Annotated in this window: 24 protein-coding genes; 11 read left to right on the forward strand and 13 right to left on the reverse strand. The window is 70.0% G+C overall.

Features of this window, described 5'->3' with window-relative positions; all coding sequences use genetic code 11:
- Window positions 1-153: 153 nt before the first annotated feature.
- Window positions 154-1,089, reverse strand: coding sequence for a pseudouridine synthase (locus ACZ5IK_RS25645; RefSeq protein ID WP_465489991.1), 936 nt, complete (start codon window positions 1,087-1,089; stop codon window positions 154-156).
- A gap of 66 nt (window positions 1,090-1,155) precedes the next feature.
- A complete protein-coding gene (locus ACZ5IK_RS25650; RefSeq protein ID WP_465489992.1) occupies window positions 1,156-1,551 on the reverse strand; it encodes a DUF5313 domain-containing protein in 396 nt (131 codons plus the stop codon).
- Between the two features lie 115 nt (window positions 1,552-1,666).
- On the opposite strand from ACZ5IK_RS25650, the gene ACZ5IK_RS25655 reads away from it, so the two are divergent.
- Window positions 1,667-2,110, forward strand: coding sequence for a MarR family winged helix-turn-helix transcriptional regulator (locus tag ACZ5IK_RS25655; protein ID WP_465490096.1), 444 nt, complete (start codon window positions 1,667-1,669; stop codon window positions 2,108-2,110).
- Between the two features lie 100 nt (window positions 2,111-2,210).
- Complete coding sequence (locus ACZ5IK_RS25660) at window positions 2,211-2,642, forward strand: DUF6292 family protein (protein ID WP_101606922.1); 432 nt, start codon at window positions 2,211-2,213, stop codon at window positions 2,640-2,642.
- Here the strand turns inward: ACZ5IK_RS25660 and ACZ5IK_RS25665 are convergent, their stop codons facing one another.
- Window positions 2,643-3,155 (reverse strand): YceI family protein, encoded by a 513-nt coding sequence (locus ACZ5IK_RS25665; RefSeq protein ID WP_465489993.1) that lies wholly within the window; start codon window positions 3,153-3,155, stop codon window positions 2,643-2,645.
- Window positions 3,152-3,748 carry a hypothetical protein gene (locus ACZ5IK_RS25670; RefSeq protein ID WP_465489994.1) on the reverse strand — a complete coding sequence of 199 codons (597 nt, stop codon included), beginning with the start codon at window positions 3,746-3,748 and terminating at the stop codon, window positions 3,152-3,154. Before ACZ5IK_RS25670 ends, ACZ5IK_RS25665 begins: the two co-directional genes overlap by 4 nt.
- A 111-nt stretch (window positions 3,749-3,859) precedes the next feature.
- Between ACZ5IK_RS25670 and ACZ5IK_RS25675 the strand changes: the two genes are divergently transcribed.
- Window positions 3,860-6,586, forward strand: a complete 2,727-nt coding sequence (locus tag ACZ5IK_RS25675) for an ATP-binding protein (protein ID WP_465489995.1) — start codon at window positions 3,860-3,862, stop codon at window positions 6,584-6,586.
- On the opposite strand, the gene ACZ5IK_RS25680 is transcribed toward ACZ5IK_RS25675, so the two are convergent.
- Window positions 6,576-7,322 (reverse strand): thioesterase II family protein, encoded by a 747-nt coding sequence (locus ACZ5IK_RS25680; protein WP_465489996.1) that lies wholly within the window; start codon window positions 7,320-7,322, stop codon window positions 6,576-6,578. The genes ACZ5IK_RS25675 and ACZ5IK_RS25680 overlap by 11 nt on opposite strands.
- Window positions 7,323-7,480: 158 nt before the next feature.
- On the opposite strand from ACZ5IK_RS25680, the gene ACZ5IK_RS25685 reads away from it, so the two are divergent.
- Together ACZ5IK_RS25685 and ACZ5IK_RS25690 are read left to right on the forward strand one after the other, a co-directional pair.
- Window positions 7,481-8,371 carry a TIGR03854 family LLM class F420-dependent oxidoreductase gene (locus ACZ5IK_RS25685; protein WP_465489997.1) on the forward strand — a complete coding sequence of 297 codons (891 nt, stop codon included), beginning with the start codon at window positions 7,481-7,483 and terminating at the stop codon, window positions 8,369-8,371.
- Window positions 8,372-9,009: 638 nt separating this feature from the next.
- On the forward strand, window positions 9,010-9,486 hold the full coding sequence (locus ACZ5IK_RS25690) for an MgtC/SapB family protein (protein WP_101607623.1): 477 nt from the start codon (window positions 9,010-9,012) through the stop codon (window positions 9,484-9,486).
- Between the two features lie 152 nt (window positions 9,487-9,638).
- Here ACZ5IK_RS25690 and ACZ5IK_RS25695 read toward each other — a convergent pair whose 3' ends face one another.
- Window positions 9,639-10,439, reverse strand: a complete 801-nt coding sequence (locus ACZ5IK_RS25695) for an alpha/beta fold hydrolase (protein ID WP_465489998.1) — start codon at window positions 10,437-10,439, stop codon at window positions 9,639-9,641.
- A gap of 76 nt (window positions 10,440-10,515) precedes the next feature.
- Window positions 10,516-13,323 carry an aconitate hydratase gene (locus ACZ5IK_RS25700; RefSeq protein ID WP_465489999.1) on the reverse strand — a complete coding sequence of 936 codons (2,808 nt, stop codon included), beginning with the start codon at window positions 13,321-13,323 and terminating at the stop codon, window positions 10,516-10,518.
- A gap of 342 nt (window positions 13,324-13,665) precedes the next feature.
- Here ACZ5IK_RS25700 and ACZ5IK_RS25705 point away from each other — a divergent pair, with 342 nt between their 5' ends.
- The 5 genes from ACZ5IK_RS25705 (at window position 13,666) to ACZ5IK_RS25725 (ending at window position 18,711) form a co-directional block, all read left to right on the forward strand.
- On the forward strand, window positions 13,666-15,024 hold the full coding sequence (locus ACZ5IK_RS25705; protein WP_465490000.1) for an NlpC/P60 family protein: 1,359 nt from the start codon (window positions 13,666-13,668) through the stop codon (window positions 15,022-15,024).
- A gap of 2 nt (window positions 15,025-15,026) precedes the next feature.
- Window positions 15,027-15,569, forward strand: coding sequence for a molybdenum cofactor guanylyltransferase (gene mobA / locus ACZ5IK_RS25710; RefSeq protein ID WP_465490001.1), 543 nt, complete (start codon window positions 15,027-15,029; stop codon window positions 15,567-15,569).
- A 143-nt stretch (window positions 15,570-15,712) separates the two neighbouring features.
- A complete protein-coding gene (locus tag ACZ5IK_RS25715; RefSeq protein WP_465490002.1) occupies window positions 15,713-16,780 on the forward strand; it encodes an AAA family ATPase in 1,068 nt (355 codons plus the stop codon).
- A 69-nt stretch (window positions 16,781-16,849) separates the two neighbouring features.
- Window positions 16,850-17,734, forward strand: a complete 885-nt coding sequence (locus ACZ5IK_RS25720) for a DUF58 domain-containing protein (protein WP_233223471.1) — start codon at window positions 16,850-16,852, stop codon at window positions 17,732-17,734.
- The gene (locus tag ACZ5IK_RS25725) at window positions 17,731-18,711 is read left to right on the forward strand and encodes a VWA domain-containing protein (protein WP_465490003.1); all 981 of its coding nucleotides are present in this window, start codon (window positions 17,731-17,733) and stop codon (window positions 18,709-18,711) included. Before ACZ5IK_RS25720 ends, ACZ5IK_RS25725 begins: the two co-directional genes overlap by 4 nt.
- Window positions 18,712-18,811: 100 nt before the next feature.
- Here ACZ5IK_RS25725 and ACZ5IK_RS25730 read toward each other — a convergent pair whose 3' ends face one another.
- Window positions 18,812-19,273, reverse strand: coding sequence for a tRNA (cytidine(34)-2'-O)-methyltransferase (locus ACZ5IK_RS25730; protein ID WP_101607632.1), 462 nt, complete (start codon window positions 19,271-19,273; stop codon window positions 18,812-18,814).
- Window positions 19,274-19,383: 110 nt separating this feature from the next.
- Here ACZ5IK_RS25730 and ACZ5IK_RS25735 point away from each other — a divergent pair, with 110 nt between their 5' ends.
- Window positions 19,384-20,979: an alkaline phosphatase D family protein gene (locus tag ACZ5IK_RS25735; protein ID WP_465490004.1), complete on the forward strand. Its 1,596-nt coding sequence runs from the start codon at window positions 19,384-19,386 to the stop codon at window positions 20,977-20,979.
- Here the strand turns inward: ACZ5IK_RS25735 and ACZ5IK_RS25740 are convergent.
- The 5 genes from ACZ5IK_RS25740 to ACZ5IK_RS25760 form a co-directional block, all read right to left on the reverse strand.
- A complete protein-coding gene (locus tag ACZ5IK_RS25740) occupies window positions 20,967-21,368 on the reverse strand; it encodes an acyl-CoA thioesterase (protein ID WP_465490097.1) in 402 nt (133 codons plus the stop codon). The genes ACZ5IK_RS25735 and ACZ5IK_RS25740 overlap by 13 nt on opposite strands.
- A gap of 102 nt (window positions 21,369-21,470) precedes the next feature.
- The gene (locus ACZ5IK_RS25745; protein WP_465490005.1) at window positions 21,471-22,757 is read right to left on the reverse strand and encodes an alpha/beta hydrolase family protein; all 1,287 of its coding nucleotides are present in this window, start codon (window positions 22,755-22,757) and stop codon (window positions 21,471-21,473) included.
- Window positions 22,758-22,858: 101 nt separating this feature from the next.
- A complete protein-coding gene (locus ACZ5IK_RS25750) occupies window positions 22,859-23,800 on the reverse strand; it encodes a TAXI family TRAP transporter solute-binding subunit (RefSeq protein WP_465490006.1) in 942 nt (313 codons plus the stop codon).
- Window positions 23,797-25,200 (reverse strand): sensor histidine kinase, encoded by a 1,404-nt coding sequence (locus tag ACZ5IK_RS25755; protein WP_465490007.1) that lies wholly within the window; start codon window positions 25,198-25,200, stop codon window positions 23,797-23,799. Before ACZ5IK_RS25755 ends, ACZ5IK_RS25750 begins: the two co-directional genes overlap by 4 nt.
- 3 nt (window positions 25,201-25,203) lie before the next feature.
- Window positions 25,204-25,872, reverse strand: coding sequence for a response regulator transcription factor (locus tag ACZ5IK_RS25760; RefSeq protein ID WP_101607637.1), 669 nt, complete (start codon window positions 25,870-25,872; stop codon window positions 25,204-25,206).
- Window positions 25,873-25,877 lie beyond the last annotated feature (5 nt).

Below are 25,877 nucleotides of genomic sequence, written 5' to 3' on the forward strand. Positions count from 1 at the left end.
GGGGGAGAGGGAGGGTTTTGGGGGGGGGGGGGGGGGGGGGGGGGTTGGGGGGGTGGGGGGGGGGGGGGGGTGGGGGGGGAAAAACAAAACCCCCCCCCCACGACCACCTGTACCGCCGCGTTTCGCACCCTGGTCGCCTGCGTTCCGCGCCGCTCACGGACCGCGGCGCCACCCGTCGAGGTCCGTCCACGCTTCGAGGGTCTGCCCGCTCTCGAACCGGCGGCGTTCGCGGGTGATCGGATCGGTGAACTCGAGGACCTTCGCCAGCAGTTGCAAGGGTTCGGTGAAGTCGTCGAGCGGGGTTTCGGTCAGGTCCGGGTAGAAGTCGTCGCCGAGAATCGGCAATCCGAGCCCGCTCATGTGGAGCCTGAGCTGGTGGGTGCGGCCGGTCGCGGGGAGCAGGCGGTAACGGCCGAGACTGTCGCGGTGCTCGATGAGTTCGACGCGGGTTTCGGCGTTGGGCGGCCCGTCGACTTCCTGCGCCGCGATGACCCCGCGTTCCTTGACGATGCGGCTGCTGATCTCGCGCGGCATCGAGACCGACGGATCGTAGCGGGCGATCGCCTCGTATTCCTTGTGTACCAAGCGATCCCGGAACATCGTCTGATACTTGCCGCGGACTTCGGGAGTGATGACGAACAGGACGAGTCCCGCGGTGACCCGGTCGAGCCGGTGCGCGGGGATGAGCATCGGGAGGTCGAGTTCGCGGCGGAGGCGGACCAGCGCGGTCTGCAGAATGTGCCGCCCGCGCGGGATCGTCGCGAGGAAATGCGGTTTGTCGGCGACCAGGAAATGCTCGTCGCGGTGCACGACGGAGACCTCGAACGGGACTTCGACCTCGTCGGGCAGATCGCGATGAAACCAGATGAACGAGTCCGGCACGAACGGCGAATCGACGTCGAGCGGCCCGTCCAGTCCGACGATGCGCTCCTCGCGGAGCATCTCTTCGATCCGCTCGGGCGCGACCCGGGGGAGCCGCTCGACGAGGTGTTCCCGCAACGTCGTCCACGGCCCCTCGGCGGGCATCTTGAGCCTCGCGGGGTCGAGCCCGTGACGGGGCGGGAGCGGCGGGCGGAGCTTGCGTCTCATCACCGTTCAGCCTAGTCGCGAGGCCTCATCCCGCCTGGTCGTGGGCGGATCAAGAGTGGGGGCGGGTCAGGGGTTCGGCGAGCGATAGCGCGCGAGGTACCGCTCGGTGATGTCCGCCTCCGCGACCGCGATGGCCTCGGCGCGGGTCCGGCGGCCGATGCCCGGCGGGAAGCCGTTCTTGGCGAGCCGGTGCTCGATGCTCTCCTCCATGTAGGCCATCGAGTAGAAGTACGCCACGAGCGCGGCCATCAGCACGATCGCCAGCCGCAGGGGGAGCGGGCCGGGCAGGAGCAGCCACACCGCGCACAGCGGGGCGATCATCACCGTGCTGCGGGCGACGTGCCGCCAGCGCCAGCTTCCGGTGGTCGCGTCGTGGAGGATCCAGTCGTGGTAACGCTCGGGCAGCCTGCCGCCGAGTGAATACCACAGCCAGCGGAACACATCCGGGCGCTTGCGGGGCATCGGACGACTCCCTTCCTTCGATGATCGCCACAGTACACTAACAGTTAGTACGCTAATCATTAGTGTCGTGCACGCCACGGCTAGGATCGGCGGCATGAACTCGGAAGGGCCGGAGATGAAGTCGATCGATCTGGGCGAGGACCCGCTCGCGCTGGAACGTCAGGTGTGTTTCGCGCTGTCGGTCGCGTCTCGCAGCGTCATCGCCATCTACCGTCCGCTGCTGGAGCCGCACGGGCTCACCCATCCGCAGTACCTCGTCATGCTGGCGCTGTGGGAGCGGGGGCCACAGGCGGTGAAGGACCTGAGCGTCGCTCTGCGTGCCGAGCCCGCGACGCTGTCACCGCTGCTCAAGCGGCTGGAGGCGATCGGTTACGTCACTCGCAGGCGTAGTGCCGAGGACGAGCGGCTGCTGACGGTCGAGCTGACGGAATCGGGTCGCGCGTTGCGCGCGGAGGCTGAGAAGATCCCGTATCGCGTAGTGGAGAAGCTCGGCATGGAGCTCTCCGAGCTGGAGGCGCTGCACAAGGCGCTGACTCGTGTCATCGAGGCCACGGCTTGAGCGAATCGAAACCCGGGTGTGACGAAATGAGGGTGTGAAGCCGCGCCCGGGTGGGTAATTCCCGTCACGCCAACTCAAGATGACAGGAAGCTGAGGGACCGTGACCACCTCGACCCCCGCCCCCACGGAAGCAGGTCTGGATCTCATGACCAGGCTGAACGCCTATCTGGAGGACGTGGCTTCGGCGCTGGGGATACGGATGGATTCGTGCACGGCCGACCTCACCGGCCCGGTCACCGCCCGGATGAGGCTGAACTGGCGTCTTCCCGGTTTCCCCGAACGCGACGTCGACCTGCTGTGGCACGAGGAGCACGGCTGGTCGGCCGCGGTCGCGACGCACGCGGGCGACGAGCACCACGTCGTCGTCGCCTATCTCGGCGGACGGTCGGCCGCGTCGCCGCCGCGGTTGGTCGCCAGGTTCGCCGAGACCTTGCGCACCGGCGACCACCAGGACTGCTGGCCCGGTCCGCCGACGTTGCGTACCGCCGGCGGACCGTCCGCGCTGGCCAAGGAGCTCTCCGCCTGGGCCTGATCACCCAGGCGGGGCGAGGACCACGTCGAGCGCGATCGTGATCTCCCGGCCGATCAGGAACCTCGGCGCGCGGACGCCGATCGCCCGCCGGTCGAAGACGGCCTCGGCACGCACCCGCCAGGTGCCGTCGCCGTTGTCTTCCGGCCCGGTCGCGGTCAGCGTGAGCGAGCATGACTCGCCGCGCGCGCCGAGGGTGCCTTCGATCGACCACTCGCCGGGGCCGCCTTCGATCCGGTCCGCGGCGAAGGTCAGCACGGGATGCGCGTCGAGCGCGAGCAGACCGGGTTTGCGCAGGTCGGCGTCGCGTTTGGCGTGCCCGGTGTCGATCTGGTCGAGGTTCAGCGCCGCCTCCACTTCGATGACACCGCTCGCGGAGACCTTCACCGAGCCCAGGCTGACCGGGATCGAGCCGTGGACCTCGCGGAATCCGAAGTTCCGGACGGTGAACGCGGCCGAGGTCCGCTCGGCGAGCACGGTCCAGGTACCGGTGCGCGAGGACGTCCCGGCGGTCATCGCGGCTCACCCACCAGGCCGTGTGCGGGCAGGGACGTGTGGAGCACGCGGTGGACGTCGACCCGGTCCGGGCCGGGGAGCAGCGCGGGATCCTCACCGGGCAGCAGTTCCGTGCTCATGATCGCCTTCTGGACGGCCTCCAACGCCTCGATCGACTCGGTGAAGCCGAGCACGAGGCTGGACCGGTCCTCGGCGGTCAGGACGTAGAACCCGCCGACCCCGTCGAGCTTCCGGACGGCGGGCCAGATCCGTTCACGCCCGCCGAAGTCGGCGGCGTCGGCCTCGGCCTGGGTGAGCGGGCGGTCGAACCAGGTCGTCTGCGCGATCCGGGGTTCGGCCGCGCCGCTTTCGACGTCGGAGACCTCGTACACGCGGGCGTCGGACGTGCCGGGAGTGCGGCGGTCGGCGGCGGCGAGCGCGGACCCGCGGTCGCGCCACAGCGCGACGACGAGCCCGGTCGTCCCACCGACCTTGGCGAGGGTGCAGGTGCCCGGCGAACCGGTACCGGGGTGCAGTTCCGCGGCGAGGGCGTGGCCCCAGCCCTCGGACTCGTCGGCGTGCGAACGCCGGAACTGGTGGACGGTGGCGTACATGGGTTTTCCTTCCCGTCGGACACCCCGACTCTGCGCCGGCGGCGGCTCCCGGACATCAGTGCCAGTACGCAGGGCGATACGGAATCGGGCCCGGAGAGCGATACTCCTTCCGTGAACCGGGAACCGTTCGTGGGCCGGGCGGGCGAACTGGCGAGCCTGCGCGGCAGGCTCGCCGACGCCGCCGCGGGCTCCGGCGGGCTCATGCTCGTCTCCGGGCCGCCCGGGATCGGCAAGACCCGGCTGGTCGAGGAGGCGACGGCCTCGGCGTCCGGAGTCGTCTGGGGCCGGTGCGCCGACGACCCGGGCGCGCCGCCGCTGTGGCCGTGGCGGCGGGTCGTCGAAGCACTGCCATCGGTCGATTCGGCCGTGACGGCCGCGTTCGCCGAGACCGAGGGCGCCGCCGACGTCCAAGCGGCACGCTTCCGGCTGGTGGCGGCCGCGGCCGATGCGCTGGTGGCCGCTGCGGAGCCGTCCGGCCTGGTCGTCGTCCTCGAAGACCTCCACTGGGCCGACGAGGCGTCCTTGCGCCTGCTGCGGCATCTGGCGGGGGAGTTGCGGCGCTCGAAGCTGGCCGTGATCGCGACGCATCGGGACACCGGGCACACCCCCGCGCTGGACGCCGCCCTGCCGGATCTCCTGCGCCGTCCTGGCGCGCGGAGCATCTCACTGCCGCCGCTGGCGGAGCCTGACGTCCGGGTGCTGCTCACCGAGCTGTCAGGATCGTCGCCCGCCGAGGGAGACGTCCGCGAGGCGCATCGCCGCTCCGGCGGGAACCCGCTCTATCTCGGCGCGATCGCGCGTTCGGCGGGCAGGTCGGAACTCGGGCATCTCGTGCGCGCCGCGGTGTCGGCCTTGGAGCCTGGGGTGCGGCGGCTGATCGCCATCGCTGCGGTCCTCGGCGAGGACGTCGACGCTCCCGTGCTGGCGGAGGTGTCCGGTCTGCCGCTCGGAGACGTCGCAGATGGGCTCGACCAGGCCGTCCAGGCCGGGGTGCTGGGTTCCGGCCGGTTCGCGCATGCCGTCGTCCGTGACGGTGTCTACGCGGATCTGGGGCAAGGTGAGCGGGAAGCGCTGCACGGCCGGGCCGCGGCCGCGCTCGAGGAACGCGCCCGGCGTGATCCCGCGTTGGCCGGGACCGTCGCGGGGCATTGGCTGCGCTCGGCGTCCGAGCCGGAGAAGACGGCCGAGTGGGCGGTGCTCGCGGCCGCCGAAGCGAACCGGGCATTGGCCTTCGACGAAGCGGCGCGGTTCCTGGCGATCGCGCTGGACGCGCGCGCGAAAGCCGGACTGTCCGAAGTGGACCGTGGTGGACTGCTGCTCGATCTCGCCGTCGCCGAATACCGGACCGGCCGGTTCGCGCGCAGTCTCGACCACGCCCGGCGTGCCGCCGACGCAGGGCTGATCGCCCGCGCGGCACTGGTGGTCCGCGACGTCGCGGCGCCGGATCTCCTGCCGGGTATCCGCGATCTCGCTGCCCGCGCGCTCGCCGCGGACGGGGTCGACAAGACGACGCGGGCCCGCCTGCTGGCGCACAGCGCGTCGGTGGAAGCCGACTACGGCCGGTTCGCCGAAGCGGGGAAACTCGCCGACGAGGCTTTCGCGCTCGCTGAAGAGGACGGTGATCCCGAGGCACTGGTCGACACCGTCCGCGCGCGGATGAAGGTCGCCCCGGAGACCCTGCCACTGGTCGAGCGGCTGCGCCTCGGGGCACTCGCGGCCGAACTGGGCGCGCGGACCGGGCAGCCGCTGGTTTCCTTGTGGGGCCACAAATGGCGGCTCGACGCCGCGCTGGAGGACGGGCGGATGGCGCTCGTCGACGACGAACTCGTCGCGGTGACGACGCTGGCCCGGCTGACCAGGCTGCCGCTGATCCGCTGGCACGATCTGCGGCTGCGCAGTTCGGTGCTGGCGTTGCGGGGAGATCTGGCCGAGGCACGCGAACTCGACTTCGAGGCGGAGGAACTGGCGGACACCGAACTCGCGGACGACTTCTCCGCGAAAGGGATGTCCTACGCGTTCCGTACCCAGCTCGTGCTGCTCACGGGGGATCCTCGCGATCTGCGAGGGGACTACGCGGCTTTGCTCGACCGGGCCCCGCATCTGCCGGTCACGCTGGTTTCACGGCCGTTGCTCAGCCTGATCACGGGCAACGTCGACGAGGCGAGGGTCCGGTACGAGCAACTGGTGCCCTTGGTGCGGAGCCCGGAGTTCGCACTGCACACCACCGGCGCCCTGCCCAATCTGGTGCCGCTGGTCGAGGCCTTCGGCGACGTCGAGATGGCGGCGTACCTGTTGCGGCGCCTCGAAGAGGTACGGCCGATCGTGTCCGGCGGCGCCGGCGTCTTCTGCACCGGTTCGACCCTGGAACAGCCCGCGCGGCTCAACGCCCTTCTCGGCCGCCACGACGAGGCGGTGCGGCTGTATGAGCAGACGATCGTCATCAACGAGAGCATCGGCGCTCGGCCGGGTGTCGCTTCGGCGAGGCTGCTGCTCGCCGAAGTCCTGGTCGCCCGGGGTGATCTCGTTCGTGCGCAAGGGATCGCGCGTGAGGCTCTCGACGAGTTCCGTCGGCTGGTGATGCCGGGCCCGCTCGCGCGGGCCACGGCACTGCTCGACCGGATCCGCGCCGGACGCCGCGCCGCCGACCCGCTCACCGGCCGGGAACGCGAGATCGTCGTCCTGCTCGCCGACGCGCTGAGCAACCGCCGGATCGCCGAGAAGCTCGTGCTTTCCGAACGCACGGTGGAAAGCCACGTCCGGAGCATCCTGGCGAAACTGGGGCTGGCGAACCGGACCGAGGTCGTCGCGTGGGCGAGCAGGGAAGGCGTCAGGGACTGACGGTCAGCTTGCCGAGGACGCGGGCGACGACGGCGTCCAGATGGTCGTCGAGGAAGAAATGCCCGCCCTTGAACACCTCCGTCTCGAAGGTGCCGGTGGTGTGCTCGCGCCAGTTTTCGAGATCCGGCACGTCCAGGACCGGGTCCGCGTCGCCGGCGAGCGCCACGATCGGGCAGCTCACGTCGGGGCCCGGCCGGTAGCGGTAGGTCTCGACGGCCTTGTAGTCGCCGCGCAGCGCGGGCAACGCGAGAGCGCGGATGTCGGGGTCGTCGAGGATCATCGCGGCCGTGCCGCCGAGACGGCTGACCTCGGCCAAGAACGTGGTGTCGTCGGCGAGATGGTGCATCTTTTCCTTGTGCAGGTCCGGCCCGCGGCGAGCCGAGACGAACAGCGCCGCCGGAACCAGGCCACGCGCCTCGAGCAGCCGGGCGACCTCGAACGCGACGATGGCGCCCATGCTGTGGCCGAAGAGGGCGAAAGGCTTCGGGAGCGCGGCGACGACGTCCACCAGTTGCTCGGAGAGGGCGTGCAGATCGTCGATGACCGGCTCGCCCATGCGGTCCTGCCGTCCCGGGTACTGGGCGGTGTGCACCTCGAGGGTGGGGGAGAGGGCCGCCGAAAGCGGGCGGTACGCGCTCGCCGAGCCACCGGCGTGCGGGAAGACGACCAGCCGCGTCTCGGCCGCCGGCGCCGGGTGGAAGCATCGCGTCCAGCCGCGTAGAGCCTGCCCTGCCATCGAAATTCCCCCAATCCGTGCGGGAACGGCCCGCACAACACTGGAATGTACGGGGGATTCGCGGGGCGAGTCCATGCTTGTGCGGGGTTGTTCACGCCGGGGCCGGGTGGGAACACTGGACACCGGCCCGCATCCAGGGCCTGCGGAAGGGAGCGAGTGTGGCGGAGGACCTGAAGATCAGGGTCGGCGCGGGACTGGGGACCGGGACGGCGCCCGAGGAGTTCGGTGCCGCTGTCGACCTGCTGGAGCAGGCGGGCGTCGATTCGCTCTGGCTGCCCGAGGCGGTGTACTCGCCCAGGATCGACCCGGTCGTCGGGCTGACGCACGCGCTCGCCCGCACCTCGAAACTGAAGGTCGGCACGGGTGTGATGGTGCTGCCCGGCCGCGACCCGGTGCTGGTCGCCAAACAGCTGGCCTCCCTCGCCGCGCTCGCACCGAAAAGGGTCCTCCCGGTCTTCGGCCTGAAGCCCGCGCGCGACGCGGAACTACCGCTGTTCCCGGTGCCGCCCGGCCGTCGCGCCGCGGTGTTCGACGAGTCGTTGCTCTTGATCAAGGCGTTGCTGGAACAGGAAGAGGTGACCTTCGAGGGCGAGTTCTTCCGGGTCGAGGGCGTGGGGCTCGGCATGCGCCCGCTGAAACGGCTCGACCTCTGGCTCGGCGGGAAGGCGCCCGGCGCGCTGCGGCGGATCGGCAGGCTCGCGGACGGCTGGCTGGCCAGTTTCCTCACGCCGGAGGAGGCGCGCGCGGGCCGCGAAGCGATCCAGGAGGCCGCCGGCGAGGCGAACCGTGAGGTCGAGGCCGACCACTTCGGGATCAGCCTCATCGTCGCCGAGGACGGGATCCCGGACGCGCTCGCGGCCTCGGTCGCGGCACGGTCCGACGCGGATCCGTCGCGGCTGATCGCGGGCAGCTGGAGTGCGGCCCGCGACCTGATCGCCGAGTACATCGACGGCGGGCTGAGCAAGTTCGTGCTCTACCCGGCCGGGCCGGAGCCGATCGAGCGGTTCGTGGAGAACTTCGCCGAGTACGCCGTCCCGATGCAGAACTAGCCGGGGGTAGTGAGTGGCGATTCGGGTTAGAGCCAGGAGTGTCTTAGGTACCTACTGGATTCTGGGTGTGTCCGGGTCTTCTCGCGACGTGCTCGGCCGCGCTCGACGTGTGGGGCATGGGTCGGTCGGGTGGGCTGTGAGCGAGAGGTGCCTAGTGTCCTGAAGGCCACCTTTAAGACGTTGAGCGTCCTGAAGGTGACCTTCGGGACATCCGTGACAGACACCCTGACCGGGGCCTGGGGGGGGGGGGGGGGGGGTTTTTCCCCCCCCCCCCCCCCCCCCCCCCCCCCCCCCTCGACCGTGTCATCTCGGACACTTCACCTTCGCCCAGGTAAGCAAACACTGGTTCGTTCTAACCCGAATCGCCACTCACGACCACCTGCATCGGCGCCTTTCTGCTCCCGAGGCGTGTGTGAGCCCTTCCACGTGAGGGTGGCCGGACGGCGGTCCGGTGGTACAGTCCCGAAGGTTGATCAACATCGTTCGAGTACGAAAGCGAGGTGAGCGGCACATGCCGGAAGACAGTTCTGGAACGACCGGAAGCGGTCGCCGTTCACCCGTGTGCGCGGTGCGCTGACCTTTCCGGTCGCCTTTTCCTGTCTGGCCTTGTGTACGCACGCCAGAAAAGAGCCGGAATCATGAACACCTTCGAAATGCTGCTCAGGGTCGGCACCGGCGTCGGACTGGGCGCCGTCATCGGCATCGAGCGCCAGTACCGCGCCCGGATGGCCGGACTCCGCACCAACGCCCTCGTCGCCGTCGGCGCCACCCTTTTCGTCCTGTTGTCCGCCCACGGTTTCGGCGGGCTGAACACCAGTGGTGACGCCGACCCGACGCGGGTGGCCGCCCAGATCGTCTCCGGAATCGGGTTCCTCGGCGCCGGCGTGATCCTCAGGGACGGGCTGAACGTGCGCGGGCTCAACACCGCCGCCACGCTGTGGTGCTCGGCGGCCGTCGGATCCCTTGCTGGAGCGGGACTTTACGTCGTCGCGCTCGCCGGGACCGCGGTGATCGTCGGAGTCAACGTGCTGTTGCGCCCGCTCGGCCACGTGCTGGACCGCCGCCCCGAGAACCGGGAAGAGTGCTCGGAGCAGGAAGAGCGCGAAACTGCTTGACGAGATGCAGGGGCCGGAAATCGGCGTCTTCCGGCAGGATTCCCGGTTCATGTTCCCAATGTCGCATTTGAGTCACTGAGCGTCTCAAATGCGACATTGGGAACATGAACCGCTGAGAGACCAGAGAAACCAACGTCCCTGAACCTTGGCGGTCAGCAAGCCAGGAAATCCAGCAGGATCCGGGAAAACCTGGCGGGTTTCTCCAGATTGACCATGTGCGCGACCCCGGGAACCACGCTTTTCCGGGCGTCGTGTGCCTCGCGGTCGATCTGGTCGGCGATGTCGATGATGTCCGAGGAGTCCAGGTCGCCCACCAACGTCAGGGTTCGCGGGCTCAGCTCGCCGGTGCGCTCGATAGCCCGCAGCTCGTCCATCAGTGTGAAGCCGCTGCCACCGTGCCGGGTGATCGTGCTCGTGTACATGTCCTGGCACTGCCGCCGGACTTCCTGATCGACTTCCGACGGCGCTCGCCGGGGGCCGTCCACCCACATCCGCAGGACACACTCGATGGCGGCGGCGAAATCGCCTCGTGCGATCGCTTCCTGGAGTTTCCTGTTCTGTTCGAGGATGAAGGGGTCCTTCGTCGTCATCGAGCTGAGGCCGGTGGCCACGAGGACGAGGTTGTCCACGAGGTCCGGGTACGTCAGCGCGAAGTCGACCGCGATCCGGCCGCCGCCGGAGAGTCCGACCAGCGACGCGCGGGGGAGCTCCAGCGTGGTCATCAGCGTACGGAGATCTTCGTAGTGCTCGAACCGTTCTGTCGGCGTGGACGACTCGCCGTGTCCCCGCGCGTCGTAGCGGATGGCCGTGTAGCGGCCTTCGAGCGCCGTCATCTCGGCGTCCCACATCCGGGAGTCGAGCATCCCGCCGTGCAGCAGGATGACGGGATCACCCTCGCCGCGGAGCTCGTACGCCAGTTCGCCGTTCTCGACCGGAATTCTCCCGCTGGGCATACCCGTCACGGTACCGAAAAACGCGAAAGGCCCCCTTCCCCAAAGTGCGGGGAAAGGGGCCTTTCGCGTGTGGTGCTTACACCTGGGTCATCTTCCGCAGGACGTACTGCAGGATGCCGCCGTTACGGTAGTAGTCCGCCTCACCCGGGGTGTCGATGCGGACGTCCGCATCGAACTCCACCTTGGTGCCGTCGGTCTTCGTCGCGGTGACGTGGACCGTGCGGGGGGTCTCGCCGTCGTTCAGCTTCGTGATGCCCGAGATGTCGAACGTCTCGGTGCCGTCGAGGCCGAGCGACGAGGCCGACTCGCCCGCCGGGAACTGCAGCGGGATGACGCCCATGCCGATCAGGTTCGACCGGTGGATCCGCTCGAACGACTCGGTGATCACCGCGCGCACGCCCAGCAGCGAGGTGCCCTTGGCCGCCCAGTCACGCGACGAGCCGGAGCCGTACTCCTTGCCGCCCAGGACCACCAGCGGGATGTTCTGCGCCGCGTAGTTCTGCGCCGCGTCGTAGATGAACGACTGCGGGGCGTCGTCCTGGGTGAAGTCGCGGGTGTAGCCGCCCTGCACGTCGTCCAGGAGCTGGTTGCGCAGCCGGATGTTCGCGAAGGTGCCGCGGATCATGACCTCGTGGTTACCGCGACGCGAGCCGTAGGAGTTGAAGTCCTTCTTCTCCACGCCGTGCTCGGTCAGGTACTGCGCGGCCGGGGTGCCCGGCTTGATCGCGCCGGCGGGGGAGATGTGGTCGGTGGTGACCGAGTCGCCCAGCTTCGCCAGCACACGCGCGCCCGAGATGTCGGTGACCGCCGACGGCTCCGCCTTCATGCCGTCGAAGTACGGGGGCTTCCGGACGTAGGTGGACTCCGCGTCCCAGTCGAAGGTCTTGCCCTCGGGGGTCGGCAGCGACTTCCACCGCTCGCCACCGTCGAAGACGTCGGCGTAGTCCTTGGTGAACATCTCCTGCGTGATCGCGTAGTCGATGGTCTCCTGGATCTCCTTGGCCGCGGGCCAGATGTCCTTCAGGAAGACGTCGTTGCCTTCGGTGTCCTGGCCGAGCGGCTGGTTCTCGAAGTCGAAGTCCATCGTGCCGGCGAGCGCGTACGCGATGACCAGCGGCGGCGACGCGAGGTAGTTCATCTTCACGTCGGGGTTGATCCGGCCTTCGAAGTTCCGGTTGCCCGAGAGCACCGAAACCGCGGTGAGGTCGTTCTCCTGGATCGCCGCGGAGATCTCGTCCGACAGCGGGCCCGAGTTGCCGATACAGGTGGTGCAGCCGTAGCCGACCAGGTGGTAGCCCAGCTTCTCCAGGTACGGCCAGAGACCGGCCTTGTTGTAGTAGTCGGTGACGACCTGCGAACCCGGCGCCATCGAGGTCTTGACCCACGGCTTGACCGCGAGGCCCTTGTCGACCGCGTTCCGCGCGAGCAGCGCCGCGCCGAGCATGACCGACGGGTTGGAGGTGTTGGTGCACGAGGTGATCGAGGCGATCACCACGGCGCCGTGGTCGAGGATGAACTCGCCGCGGTCCGACGTGCTGACCTTGACCGGGTTGGTCGGGCGGCCGCTGTGGCCGTTCGCCGCCGACTGGATGTCGACCGCGCCCTCGTCCTTGAAGGAGAGGGCGGCCGGGTCGCTGGCCGGGAAGGACTCCTCGACGGCTTCGTCGACGTTGGTGTGCGGGGGCTGCTCGCCGCCGACGTAGTCGTGGATCGACTTGCGGAAGGAGTTCTTCGCGTCGGTCAGCTCGATGCGGTCCTGCGGGCGCTTCGGGCCGGCGATCGACGGGACGACCGTCGAGAGGTCGAGCTCGATGTACTCGGAGTACTCCGGCTCGTGCGACGCGTCGTGCCAGAGGCCCTGCTCCTTGGCGTAGGCCTCGACGAGCGCGACCTGCTCCTCGGACCGGCCGGTGAGCTTGAGGTAGCGGACGGTCTCCTCGTCGATCGGGAAGATCGCCGCGGTGGAGCCGAATTCCGGGCTCATGTTGCCGATGGTGGCGCGGTTGGCCAGCGGCACCGCGCCGACGCTCTCGCCGTAGAACTCGACGAACTTGCTGACCACACCGTGCTTGCGCAGCATCTCGGTGATGGTGAGCACGACGTCGGTGGCGGTGACGCCGGTCGGGATCTCGCCGGTGAGCTTGAAGCCCACGACGCGCGGGATGAGCATGGAGACCGGCTGGCCGAGCATGGCCGCCTCGGCCTCGATGCCGCCGACGCCCCAGCCCAGCACGCCGAGGCCGTTGACCATCGTGGTGTGCGAGTCGGTGCCGACGCAGGAGTCGGGGTACGCCTGGCCGTTGCGGGACATCACCGTGCGCGCGAGGTGCTCGATGTTGACCTGGTGCACGATGCCGGTGCCCGGCGGGACGACCTTGAACTCGTCGAAGGCGCCCTGGCCCCAGCGCAGGAACTGGTAGCGCTCACGGTTGCGCTCGTACTCGATCTCGACGTTGCGCTCGAAGGCGTCGGGGCGGCCGAAGACGTCGATGATGACCGAGTGGTCGATGACCAGCTCGGCGGGCGCGAGCGGGTTGACCTTGTCCGGGTCGCCGCCGAGGTCGGTGACGGCCTCGCGCATGGTGGCGAGGTCGACGACGCAGGGGACGCCGGTGAAGTCCTGCATGATCACGCGGGCGGGCGTGAACTGGATCTCGATCGACGGGTCGGCTTTGGCGTCCCAGTTGCCGAGCGCGCGGATGTGGTCGGCGGTGATGTTCGCGCCGTCCTCGGTCCGCAGCAGGTTCTCGAGCAGGATCTTCAGGCTGTAGGGAAGGCGCTCAGAGCCCTCGACCTTGTTCAAGCGGAACACCTCGTAGGAGGCGTCGCCCACCTTCAGCGTGTCCTTGGCGCCGAAGCTGTCCTTGCTGGCAGGTGCAGTCACTTCTAACTCCAGTGGCGGGTCAGTTCGGTGTGTTCTCCAGGCCGTTCGGGTCGACCAGGAGCGAGTGTTGCGCACCCCCACCGTAGGTCCGGACCCGGGATGGCACACCTCGTTCGTCTCCACAAACAGTACGCCTGTCCTTTTTGGCTTGCAAGCCGACACGCGGGTAGGGAACGTCTCACCAACCTGCGGCCATTCGAGTGACGAAACGTTCGTCTGTTCGTCCCCCGTTGAGGGGAAATGGTGCCTACGGTGTGTAAGTTCCTGGTGGTGCTTCTGGTAATGCTGTTGCAGCAGTGGCACAGTGAGCTCGTTGTTACAAGATCAGGAGGTGGGCGGATCGTGCGTGGTGAGACCGGGTCCGGGACCAGTGCCCGCCGAGGCATGACCATCGGCGCGCTCGGCGTCGCCCTGTTGCTCGGGGTGACCGGCACGGGTCTCGCGGTTCCGCCGCCCCCGCCGAACCCCAGCGACTCCGAAATCAACTCGAGCAAGGCCGACGCCAACGCCAAGGCGGGCGATGTCGGCAGGCTCACCAATCAGCTGGCCCAGGCCGAGTCGAAGCTCTCTCAGCTCAACGACGAGGTCGAGCTGAAGATGGAAGAGGCCAACAAGGCCCGGGTCGACGCGGAGACCGCGCAGGACGAAGCCGCGCAGGCCGACCGCGACGCGCAGTCGGCGCGCACGGAGTCCGACGCCGCGCAGGCCACCATCGACAAGGCGCGCGCGGACCTCGACAAGTTCGCCGCCGCCAGCTTCCAGCAGGGCAGCACGGTCGGCTCGGTGTCGGCGTACCTGACCGCCGACAGCCCCAAGGAACTCCTCGGCCGCGCCCAGATGCTCGACGCTGTCGGCGGGAGCAGGCTCAACGCGCTCGACACGATGAAGCGCGCGCAGACGGAGAAGTCCAACAAGGACGCGACCGCGCGCAAGAAGCTGGAAATCGCGCAGGAGCGCAAGCGAGCGGCCGAGGCGGCCAAGCACGAGGCCGACAACGCCCAGAGCGCCGCGCAGCACGCGCAGGACACCCAGGCCGCGCAGAACGGCCTGTTGGAAGCCGACAAGACGAACGTCGAGAAGCAGCTCTTCGAAGCGCAGCAGAAGGTCAGCGGTCTTCAGGGGCAGCGGCAGCGCTACGAGGACTGGAAGGCGCAGAAGGCCCGCGAGGACGAGGAACGCGCTCGCCAGGCCGCTCTCGCCGCGTCTCGGCCCAGCCCCGGCCAGGGTGGCGGTGGCCGTCCGTCGAGCGGCAGGCCCGCCCAGTCGGCTCCCGCCGGGTCGAGTGTCGAGGCCGTCGTCCAGCGGGCTTTGTCTCAGCTGGGACTTCCGTACGCGTGGGGCGGCGGCAACGGCTCCGGGCCGACACGCGGTATCCGCGACGGCGGCACGGCGGATCGCTACGGCGACTACATGAAGATCGGCTTCGACTGCTCCGGGCTGATGATCTACGCGTTCGCCGGGGTGCGGTCGCTCCCGCACTACAGCGGCTATCAGTACAACGCCGGGCGGAAGGTGCCGCTTTCGCAGATGCGCCGCGGCGACATGCTCTTCTGGGGCGGCAGCGCGCGGGGTATCCACCACGTCGCGATGTACCTCGGGAACGGGCAGATGGTCGAAGCACCGCAATCGGGCCTGCGGGTCCGGATCGCGCCGGTGCGCTACGGCGGCATCATGCCGTACGCGGCCCGCCTGATCGGCTAGGCGTGACCTACGCGGGGATCGTGCTGGCGGGCGGTGCCGCGCGCCGTCTGTCCGGTGTGGACAAACCCGCGCTGACCGTCGGCGGGAAACCGTTGCTCGCCAGGGCTCTCGCGGCGCTCGCGGACGCGGATCCGGTGATCGTCGTCGGCCCGGAACGACCGGGGTTCGGCGACGTCCTCTGGACGCGGGAGTCTTCGCCGGGAACGGGGCCGGTGGCCGCGGTGGCGGCGGGACTCGCCCTGGTGCGCACGGAGGTCGTCGTGGTGCTGGCCGGGGATCTCGCCGGCGTCCGGAAGTCCACTGTGGAACGGCTGGTGGCCGCGCTCGGGTCTGCTCCCGGTGCGGTTCTGGTCGACGCCGCGGGGGAGCGGCAATGGCTGCTGGGTGCTTGGCGCACGGAAGCGCTGCGTGGCGCCTTGCCGGAGACGGTGGAGAACGCGTCGCTGCGGCGGGCGCTGGGCGGGCTGGACCTCGTCGAGGTGGCCGAGGAACCGGGGGAGAGCGACGACGTCGACACCCCTGAGGATCTGGACCGGCTTTCCTGAGCCGGCCGTCCGGGGTCGTCTCCTTCTCCTTCACAGCCGTCATACCGGTGGTCGGGTTGGCTACCTTCACGAACGGCTGTGCCACCGACCACTACGGTCACATCCGGACGCAAGAACGCAAGCGGGGAACACAGGAGGCACGAGTGACCGAGCCCGGCTACGCCGACGGCGCGCAGCAGCCCGGAACGCCGGCGCGGGACGCCCAGTTGCTGGAGCGGACCGTGTTCGAGGTCAAGCGGATCATCGTCGGCCAGGACAGGCTGGTCGAGCGGATGCTGGTCGGCTTGCTGGCCAGGGGCCATCTCCTGCTCGAAGGTGTCCCCGGTGTCGCGAAGACTCTCGCCGTCGAGACCTTCGCGCGAGTGGTCGGCGGCTCGTTCTCGCGGGTGCAGTTCACCCCGGACCTGGTCCCCGCCGACATCCTCGGCACCCGGATCTACCGCCAGGGCGCCGAGCGGTTCGACGTCGAGCTCGGCCCGGTGGTGGCGAACTTCGTGCTCGCCGACGAGATCAACCGCGCGCCCGCGAAGGTGCAGTCGGCGATGCTCGAGGTGATGGCCGAGCGGCATGTGTCGATCGGCGGCCAGACCTTCCCGATGCCCGACCCGTTCCTCGTGCTCGCCACGCAGAACCCGATCGAGAACGAGGGTGTGTACCCGCTGCCCGAGGCGCAGCGCGACCGGTTCCTGTTCAAGATCGTCGTCGAGTACCCGACCGCCGAGGAAGAGCGGGAGATCATCTACCGGATGGGCGTCACCGCGCCCACCCCGCAGGAGGTGCTGAGCCCCGGCGAGCTGGTCCGGCTGCAGAACGTCGCCTCGCAGGTCTTCGTGCACCACGCGCTGGTCGACTACGTCGTCCGCCTCGTGCTCACCACCCGTACCCCGAACGACCACGGCCTCGCCGACGTCGCGGGCTGGGTGTCCTACGGTGCCTCGCCGCGTGCCAGCCTCGGCATCATCGCCGCCTCCCGGGCGCTGGCGCTGGTCCGCGGTCGTGACTACGTGCTGCCGCAGGACGTCGTCGACGTCGTTCCCGACGTGCTGCGTCACCGGCTGGTGCTGTCCTACGACGCGCTGGCCGACGGCGTCCCCATCGACCACATCATCACGCGGGTGCTGCAGACCGTTCCGCTGCCGCAGGTCTCGGCCCGTCCGCAGGGCGGAACCGGGCAGGGCGGCCCGGTCCCGGCCGGCGCACCCGTCAGGTAAGGAATCCGCGTGAAGAACGAGAAGGGCGAACGTCCTTCCTGGGCACCGCCGGTACTCCGCGGGGAGCGGATGGAGGCGGGCCTGCGCACGCTCGAACTCGACGTGCGCCGCCGTCTCGACGGCCTGCTGCAGGGAAACCATCTCGGCCTGGTGCCGGGGCCGGGTTCGGAACCGGGGGAGGCCCGGCCGTACCAGCCCGGTGACGACGTCCGCCGGATGGACTGGGCGGTCACCGCGCGGACGACGAGCCCGCACATCCGGGAGACCGTCGCGGACCGCGAGCTGGAGACGTGGCTGGTGGCGGACGTGTCCGCGAGCCTCGACTTCGGCACCGCGCTGTGCGAGAAGCGCGATCTGGTCGTCTGCGCGACGGCCGCGGTCGCCCATCTGACCGGCGGAGGCGGCAACCGGATCGGCGCGCTCGTCTCCAACGGGGCGGGCAGCATCACGCGGATCCCGGCGCGCGGCGGGATCCCGCACGCGCGGGGGCTGGTCCGCAAGCTCGCCGAGACCCCTCGTGCCGAGGAAGGTGTCCGCGGAGATCTCGCCGCGGCACTGGAGAAACTGCGCCGTCCGCCCCGCCGCCGCGGGCTCGCCGTCGTGATCTCCGACTTCCTCGGCGACACCGAGTGGCAGCGCCCGTTGCGCGCGCTCGGCGGGCACCACGACCTCATCGCCATCGAAGTCCTCGACCCGCGCGACATCGACCTGCCCGACGTGGGCACCGTCGTGCTGGCCGACCCGGAGACAGGGAAACAGCGCGAAGTGCACGCTTCGGCCTTGCTGCGCAAGGAATTCGGCGCCGCGGCGCATGCTCACCGGCAGGAGGTCGCGGCCGCGCTGCGGCGGGCCGGTGCCGCGCATCTGGTGCTGCGCACCGATTCGGACTGGATCGCGGACATGGTCCGGTTCGTGGTGGCCCGCAAGCGCCGCTGGTCCGGTGGTGTCGCGTGAGCCTGACCGGATTCGCCTCGCCGTGGTGGTTCCTGCTGCTGCTCGCGGTCGCCGCGGTGGCCGTGGGCTACGTGCTTTCCCAGCGCGCGCGGCGCAAGCGCACCATGCGGTTCGCCAACCTGGAACTGCTGGACAAGGTCGCGCCGAAGAGTCAGGGCTGGGTGCGGCACGTTCCCGCCATCCTGATTGTGCTCTCGCTGCTGGTGCTCACCGTCGCGCTCGCCGGGCCGACGGCTGAGCAGAAGGTGCCCCGCAACCGGGCCACCGTGGTGCTGGTGATCGACACCTCGCTGTCGATGGAAGCCACCGACGTCGCCCCGACCCGGCTGAAGGCGGCCCAGGAGTCGGCGCGCTCGTTCGCGCAGAACATGACGCCCGGGGTGAACCTCGGGCTGATCTCCTTCGCGGGGACGGCGACCGTGCTGGTCGCGCCGACCACCGATCGCGGCGGTGTCGTGAAGGCGATCGACAACCTGAAGCTGGCGCAGTCGACCGCCACCGGCGAAGGGATCTTCGCCGCGCTGCAGTCGATCGAGAGCTTCTCGGCGATCGTCGGTGGCGCGGACGGTCCGCCGCCCGCCCGCATCGTCCTGATGAGCGACGGCAAGCAGACCGTCCCGGACGACCTGTACGCGCCGCGAGGCGGCTACACGGCCGCGCAGGCGGCGAAGCAGGCTCAGGTGCCGATTTCGTCGATCTCGTTCGGGACGACGCACGGCTCGGTCGACATCGACGGCAAACCGCAGGACGTGAAGGTCGACGACGAATCGCTGGAGGAGATCGCGCGGCTCTCGGGCGGCGACTTCTACAAGGCGGCGAGCGCGGACGAGCTGAAACGCGTGTACGACGACCTCGGTGAGCAGATCGGGTACGAGCTGAAGGACGCCGACGCGAGTCGTCCTTGGGTCATCCTCGGGACGCTGGTGCTGATGATCGGCGCCGCCGCTTCGCTCTTCTTGGGTCAACGGCTGCCGTAGATCCTGCGTCAAGTGTCATGAAAGGGGCTTTCAGGACGAAAAACGTCCTGAAAGCCCCTTTCATGACATCCGGCGGCGGGTGGGCGAGAACGACCAGCGATCAGGGAGTCGCGAAGCCGTTCTGCCGCCAAGCCTCGTAAACGCTGATCGCCGCGGTGTTCGCAAGGTTCAGCGACCGGCTCGACGGCAGCATCGGCAGCCGCACCCGGTCGGTCACCTGGGAAGACTCCTGGACGTCGAGGGGCAGCCCCGCCGACTCCGGCCCGAACATCAGCACGTCACCGGGCTCGTACGCGACGTCGGTGTGCAGCCGCGTCGCGGAGGCGCTGAACGCGAAGACCCGGGCGGGCAGCAGAGCCGCCCAGGCCGCGTCGAGGTCCGCGTGGACGTGGACGCGCGCGAGGTCGTGGTAGTCGAGGCCGGCGCGGCGCAGTTGCTTGTCTTCCAGCGTGAAACCGAGCGGCTCCACCAGATGGAGCTCGCAGCCGGTGTTCGCGGTCAAGCGGATCGCGTTGCCCGTGTTGGGCGGGATTTCCGGGCGGTAGAACAGGATGCGGAACACGAGGGTTGATCGTCTTTCGTTCACGGGCGCTTCGCCTGAGGGCGGCCGGGAGGCCATATACGCGGACGAGCATGAGGCCGCCCGTGACCATCCCACCACAGGAGGGCTTCATGCCTTCGCTCCCTCACCCCCTGTCGCGGCGTCGCTTCCTCGGTTATGGCTCCGCAGGCGCGGCCGCCGTCCTGCTGGGGACCGGCGCCTGGAACGCCGCCGGCGCGATGCCGCTCGCGAGCGGCTCCGGTAACCCCTTCACCCTGGGCGTCGCCTCGGGTGAACCGTTGCCCGGCGGTGTCGTGCTCTGGACCAGGCTCGCGCCGCAGCCCTACGAAGCCGACGGCCTCGGCGGGATGCCCCGCAAGCCCGTTCGCGTCGAGTACGAAGTCTCGCTCGACGAGCGCTTCCGCGCCGTGATCCGTCGCGGCTCCGTGGTCGCCACTCCCGAGCTCGGTCACTCCGTGCACCCCGAGATCCACGGCCTCGCGCCGGATCACCAGTACTTCTACCGCTTCCGCGCGGGCGGCGAGATCTCGCCGGTCGGCCGTACGCGGACGGCGCCGGTCGCGTGGTCGTCGCCGCGCGAGCTGAACTTCGCGTTCGCGTCCTGCCAGAGCTGGGAGGCGGGACACTTCACCGCTTACAACCACATGGCGGCGGAGGATCTCGACCTGGTCGTGCACCTGGGCGACTACCTCTACGAAAGCGGCGTGACCGGCGTCGGGCGCGGGACGCCGGTGGGGCCGCAGTTCAAGGGCGAGACCTTCGACCTCGCGCGCTATCGGCTCCAGTACGCGCTCTACAAGTCCGAAGCGCCGCTGATGGCCGCGCACGCCGCCTTCCCGTGGATCCACGTCAACGACGACCACGAGGTGGAGAACAACTGGGCGGGTGACCATTCCCAGGCCGACAACGAGCCCGACCAGGACCCGGCGGTGTTCCGCCAGCGGCGCGCCCAGGCCTTCCAGGCGATGTACGAGCACCTGCCGTACCGCATCGCCCAGCTGCCGAAGGGGCCGGACGCGCGTCTTCACCGGCGCCTGAGCTACGGCACGCTCGCCGACTTCACCATGCTCGACACCCGCCAGTACCGCGACGACCAGCCGTGCGGCGACGGCCAGTCGGCGAACTGCACCGAGCGGTTCGACGAGGACCGCACCCTGCTCGGTTCGGAGCAGCGGCGTTGGCTGCTCGACGGTTTCTCCCGGTCCCGCGCTCGCTGGCAGATCCTGGGCAACCAGGCGCCGATGGGCCAGACCGACACCGACGCGGGCGCCGCCACCAACGTCTACCTCGACCCGTGGGACGGCTACGTCGCCGATCGCGACCGCGTGCTCGCCGCGGCGCAGGACCGGGGCGTGCGGAACCTGGTGGTCATCACCGGTGACAGGCACCAGAACTACGCCTGGGACCTCAAACGCGACTTCGGCGACCCGGGTTCGCCCACCGTGGCGAGCGAGTTCGTCGGGACGTCGATCACCAGCGGCGGCAACGGCGCCGACATGACGCCCGCCGGTGAGAACCTGCTGAAGGCCAACCCGCACATGAAGTTCTTCAACAACCAGCGCGGGTATGTCCGGGTCAACGTCAACCGGCAGCGCTGGCGCAGCGACTTCCGGGTGGTGCCGTTCGTCAACACCCCCGGCGCGCCGATCAGCACGCGGGCCAGCTACGTCGTCGAGGACCGGCGCCCCGGCGTTCAGTCCGCCTGAGCGGGCAGGAGGGCGGCGTACACCTCGCGCACGACCGCGGGTGGCGCCGCCTTCTTGAGCGTCGCCGGATCGACGAAGACGTAGCGGTTGGTCGCCTCGGTGCACACCGTGCCGTCGCGGCCGATCTCGAAGTCGATGATCAGCGACGTGGTTCCGAGATGGTTCAGGAACGCCGAGACGACCAGTTCGTCGTCGTAGCGGCAAGGCGCGCGGTAGCGGAGGTTCGATTCGGCGACGACGACGTCGACACCGAGGGCCAGCGCCGCTTCGTGGGAGCCGTAGAGGGTTCTCTCCACTTCGAACATGGCCATGTCCACGTAGGCGAGGTAGTTCGCGTTGAAGACGATGCCCTGTCCGTCGCACTCGTGGTAGCGCACGCGCAGCGGCATTTCGACGATCGGTTTGGTCACCCTGCCAAGGTAGTGGTTCCGCGTGAAGGCCCCCCTCCCTCGGCTGAGTCGAGGGAAGGGGGCCTTCACGCGGGGTCGTCCCTAGTCGATGAAATCGATATTCGGGTGCCGCGGGGATTCCCCGTCGAACAGGTGCCGGTCACGGCCCTTCAGGTGCAGATCGAAGAACGCCCCGATGTAGTCCCGCTGCGCGGCGAGCGAACGACGGGGATCGATGGTGCCGATCGACGCCTTCCGCTTCTCCGGCGTCACCAGCGGGCCGAGCTGCGGCACGACGACCTGCAGATCGCTGTAGGACATATGCGTGCTGCCGCCGCGCAGGAGCAGGTCCCGCTTCCAGCCTCGCTGGTTGGCCCAGAAGTCCGCCCAGCTGCGGTCGAAGTCCGGCCGGAGGTGCGTGTGTTCGAGCGGCTTCCCGTCCGGACCGACGCCTTCGGCGCCCATGAGCAGGAACGGCCGGTCCAGGCCGCGTTTCGTGACCTCGCCCGGGATGTAGGCACTTCCCGGGGGGAAGCCGAACGCCGTCGCCATCGCGCCGTCCAGGTTGATCCCGGCGTCGACCCGGCGGTCGTGGACCATCGTCTCGCCCGCCGTGAACCCGCCGTAGGAATGCCCGTAGGCACCGACCTTCGACAGGTCGAGCGACCAGCCGAGCCCGCGGGGGAGCGGCCGGTTCTCCGCGTCCGGGTTCTGCCCCCGGGTGATCTTCGCGAGCTGGTCGAGGACGAACCGGCTGTCGCCGACCCGCGCGTCGAGCGCCTTCTTCATGAACTCGGGACCCTCGCCCGGCGGGAGCGCCGTTTCGAGTCGCCCGCCGGGGAACTCGACCGCGGCGCTCTCGTAGGTGTGCGAGAGCGAGACGACCACGTAGCCGCGGCTCGCGAGGTCGTCGACGATCGCCGAGTACGTCTCCCGAGGTCCCCCGAAGCCGGGGGAGAAGAGCACGACCGGCTTCGGCGCGCCGGGCGCCGCCGGGACGCCGATCTCGGCCCGCCGCTTCGACGACGTCCAGTCGACGGAGCCGACCGGGACATCGAGATCGTCCGGGTTCGCCAGAGCCTGGTCGACGACGGCGCTCATTCCGGGCGTGAGCCACGGTGCCTGCGGGCCGTGGGCGAACCGGTCGGCCGGATAGGTGACGGTGGCCATGACCTCCCGGCGCCGGTCCGGTTTCCACGGATCGGGCCGGGACCGGTCGACGAGGTGGAGGTCGGTGGTGCCGACCTCGTACTGGCCGGTGAGGGCGGGTGCGGTGAGTTCGACCTGCTCCGCCGCGACGGCGGGGGCGGTGGTGGCGAGCCCGCCCGCGAGCGCGAGGCCCGCGACGAGTGCCGAACCCCGCACCACCCTGGTGTGTCTCGATGACACTGCTGGAGTCCTTCCGGATCGGGGCGGTCCGACGACCGCCTCCCTTCCGACCATGGCAGCGCCACCGGGTGACGCGCATCCCTCTGGAGGTGGAGCCCCGATCACCCGTGCAGGGCACGGTAGGCCGACGCGGCACCAGGGTGCAGCGGCACCTTGCCGGTCCCGATCAGCGTCCGGACGTCGAGGAACTGGGTCCCGACGGCGGGTGCCGGGACGAGGTCGGCGGCGTGCGCGGCCAGCACCCGCGCGACGGCGGCCGCGACGTCGTCGGGCAGGGAAGGAGCCGCCAGGAGGAGGTTCGCGACGCCGATCGTCCGCAGTTCGCCGACTCCTTGATAGGCCTGCGCCGGGACGTGGACCAGGTCGTACACCGGGCCGTAGCCGGCGCGCAAAGCGGGAAGGTGCGCGTCGAGCGGGAGGAGGGTGATCGGGGTGGTCCGGTTCAACTCGGTGAGCGCGGGCGTGGGGATCCCGCCGGACCAGAACAGCGCGTCGACCTCGTGCACCACCAGCGCGTTGATCGCCTCCCCGAGCAGGAGGTTCTTCGCGTTCACCGGGACTTGGGCGCGGGCGAACAGCCGGGTGCTGAACACCGCGACCCCGGATCCGCTCGCGCCCATCGCAACCGGCCGCCCGGCCAGGTCGGCGAGTGAGCGCACGCCGCCGTCCGCGCGGACCACGAGCTGGTGGTAGTTCTCGTAGACGCGGCCGATGGCCGAGAACGCGATCGGGACGGAGAACGGCTCCGCCCCGGCGAAGGCGGATTCGGCGACGTCACCGAGCACGAGCCCGAGATCGGCCCGGCCGTCCCGCAGCCGTCGCAGGTTCTCGACGCTGGCCTCGGTCGCGACGGCGGTGGCGCGCAGCCGCGATTCCGCCCTGTTCAGTTGCTGGGCCAGCAGCTCCGCGAAGGCGAGATAGAAACCGCCGCTCTCGCCCGCGGCGATGACGACCTCTCGTTCCGGGCCCTGGTAGCCCGCCGTCGAGCAGCCCGCGAGCGTGGCGAGCCCGGCGAGGAGCGCGGTGCGCCTGGTGACGGTCATGGTGTCTCCCCGGTGGAGAGGGGAAGTTCGACGCGGACTTCGAGCCCGTGCGGTTCCGCTGCCCTTAGCTCGAGTTTCCCGCCGCGGGCGAGCACGTGCTGGTTCGCGATCGCGAGTCCGAGCCCCGTTCCCCGCGGCGCGCCGTCGCCACCGGCTCGCCAGAACCGCTCGGTCGCGCGTTCACGGTCCTCTGTGGACAGTCCGGGACCGTTGTCGGACACGAAGACCGTGGCGGTCGCGTCGCCGGTCTCGTAGCCGGTGGTGATGGTCGCGCCCCGGCCCGCGTAGTGCACCGCGTTGTCCAGCAGGACATCCAGGACCTGGGCGAGATCGCCTTCCGTGCATCGCACCGGAACCGGCGTGTGGTGGCCCTCGGCGGCGGGGAGGCCGACTCCGGCGTCGTCGGCCGACGGACGCCACGCGTCGACCCGTTCGGCGAGCACGGAAGGGAGATCGCAGGGTTCGTCGTCGGCTTCGCCCGCGGCGAGCCGGGTCGCGGCGCTCTCGGCGAGCGCCAGCGCCAGCAGCCCGTCGAGCAGGGACTCCAGCCGTTCGACCTCCGCTACGGTCGCCCGGTAGGTCCGCTGGCCGTCGCCGTCGATCCGCGCGGCCAGTGAATCCACGCGCAACCGCAAGGCCGCCATGGGATTCCGCAGCTGGTGCGACGCGTCCGCGACGAGCCGTCGCTGCTGTTCGGACGCTTCGACGACGGCGTCGGACATCCGGTTGAACGACGTCGCGAGCGAGCGCAGTTCCCTCGGCCCGGCTTTGTCGGGAACCTGCGCGCGATGCCCGCCGGTCACCGCCCGCACGCCGGTCTCCAGTTCGTGCAGCGGCCGCACCATCCACCGCGCGAGCAGGACCGCGAGCAGCACGAACACGGCCGCGACCAGCACCGCGCCCGCGACGATCGCGGCCCAGCGGGTGGTGACGTCGGCCGCCGCCGTGGTCACCGACGCGCGAAGCACGACCACCCCGGCCACCCGGGTCCCCGTGCCGACCGGGCGGGCGAAATAGACCGGGTCCACCGACCACGGGCTCAGCTGTTCGGGCCCCTTCGCGGGCTGGTTGCGAAGCGCGGACTCGACGAGCGAGCGGACCACCGGCTCCGCGGCGGTCATCCCACCGGTTTCCACCAGCGGCATCCCGCGCGCGTCGACCACCACGACGGCTTCGCCGTATAACGACGAATACCGCGCGGCGTCGACCCCCAGCGCGGTCGGGTCGCCGGCGTCGACGGCCTGCTGGGCGAGGACGACGAACCGGTCGACGTCGGCGTTGCGGGCGATGACCAGCTGCTGGGTCCGCTGCGCGGCGGTCGAGCCGAACAGCGGGATCGCGAACGCGGCGACCACGGTCAGCGCGAGCGCGACGAGGACGACCAGCAGCCGGGCACGCACCGGTCAGTCCCGGCCGAAGCGGTAGCCGAAACCCCGGATCGTGGTCAGCAGTCCCGGCCGGTCGAGTTTCGCGCGCAGCTGGGTCAGGTGCACGTCGAGCGAGCGGGAGACGGCGAGGTACGCGTCGCCCCAGACCTCGTCCATCAGCTGTTGCCTGCTCACCGCGGTGCCGGGCCGCGCGGCGAGCACCGCCAGGACGGCGAACTCCTTCGTGGTGAGCCCGATGTCGTTCCCGCCGACCAGCACCCGCCGTGCCGCGAGGTCGATTTCGACGTCTTCGACGCGGACGACGTCGTCCTGCGGCGCGGACGAGACGGCGGCGCGGCGCACCACCGCGTCCATCCTCGCCAGCAGTTCGGCGAGGCGGACCGGTTTGGTCAGGTAGTCGTCGGCGCCGAGCCGCAGCCCGCGCACCACGGACCGCTCGTCCCCGCGCGCGGTGAGGACCAGCACCGGCACCAGCGACACCTGACGCACCTTCCTGAGGACGTCGAGCCCGTCCATGTCGGGCAGCCCGAGGTCCAGGAGGATCACGTCGGCTTCGCGGTGCCGGTGCAGCGCGTCGCAGCCCCGGATCGCGTGGGAGACGGTGTGGCCGCGCGTTTGCAGTGTCTCGGCGAGCGCGTCGGCGACACTGGTGTCGTCTTCGACGAGCAGCACCCGCACGGCCATACCCT

The organism is Amycolatopsis sp. NPDC031561, assembly GCF_055580625.1.

Coding starts and splice junctions, on each gene's coding strand:
- ACZ5IK_RS25645 (WP_465489991.1), bottom strand. CDS start 1,089: ATGAGACGCAAGCTCCGCCCGCCGCTCCCGCCCCGTCACGGGCTCGAC.
- ACZ5IK_RS25650 (WP_465489992.1), bottom strand. CDS start 1,551: ATGCCCCGCAAGCGCCCGGATGTGTTCCGCTGGCTGTGGTATTCACTC.
- ACZ5IK_RS25655 (WP_465490096.1), top strand. CDS start 1,667: ATGAAGTCGATCGATCTGGGCGAGGACCCGCTCGCGCTGGAACGTCAG.
- ACZ5IK_RS25665 (WP_465489993.1), bottom strand. CDS start 3,155: ATGACCGCCGGGACGTCCTCGCGCACCGGTACCTGGACCGTGCTCGCC.
- ACZ5IK_RS25670 (WP_465489994.1), bottom strand. CDS start 3,748: ATGTACGCCACCGTCCACCAGTTCCGGCGTTCGCACGCCGACGAGTCC.
- ACZ5IK_RS25680 (WP_465489996.1), bottom strand. CDS start 7,322: ATGGCAGGGCAGGCTCTACGCGGCTGGACGCGATGCTTCCACCCGGCG.
- ACZ5IK_RS25690 (WP_101607623.1), top strand. CDS start 9,010: ATGAACACCTTCGAAATGCTGCTCAGGGTCGGCACCGGCGTCGGACTG.
- ACZ5IK_RS25695 (WP_465489998.1), bottom strand. CDS start 10,439: ATGCCCAGCGGGAGAATTCCGGTCGAGAACGGCGAACTGGCGTACGAG.
- ACZ5IK_RS25720 (WP_233223471.1), top strand. CDS start 16,850: ATGGAGGCGGGCCTGCGCACGCTCGAACTCGACGTGCGCCGCCGTCTC.
- ACZ5IK_RS25735 (WP_465490004.1), top strand. CDS start 19,384: ATGCCTTCGCTCCCTCACCCCCTGTCGCGGCGTCGCTTCCTCGGTTAT.
- ACZ5IK_RS25740 (WP_465490097.1), bottom strand. CDS start 21,368: ATGCCGCTGCGCGTGCGCTACCACGAGTGCGACGGACAGGGCATCGTC.
- ACZ5IK_RS25750 (WP_465490006.1), bottom strand. CDS start 23,800: ATGACCGTCACCAGGCGCACCGCGCTCCTCGCCGGGCTCGCCACGCTC.
- ACZ5IK_RS25760 (WP_101607637.1), bottom strand. CDS start 25,872: ATGGCCGTGCGGGTGCTGCTCGTCGAAGACGACACCAGTGTCGCCGAC.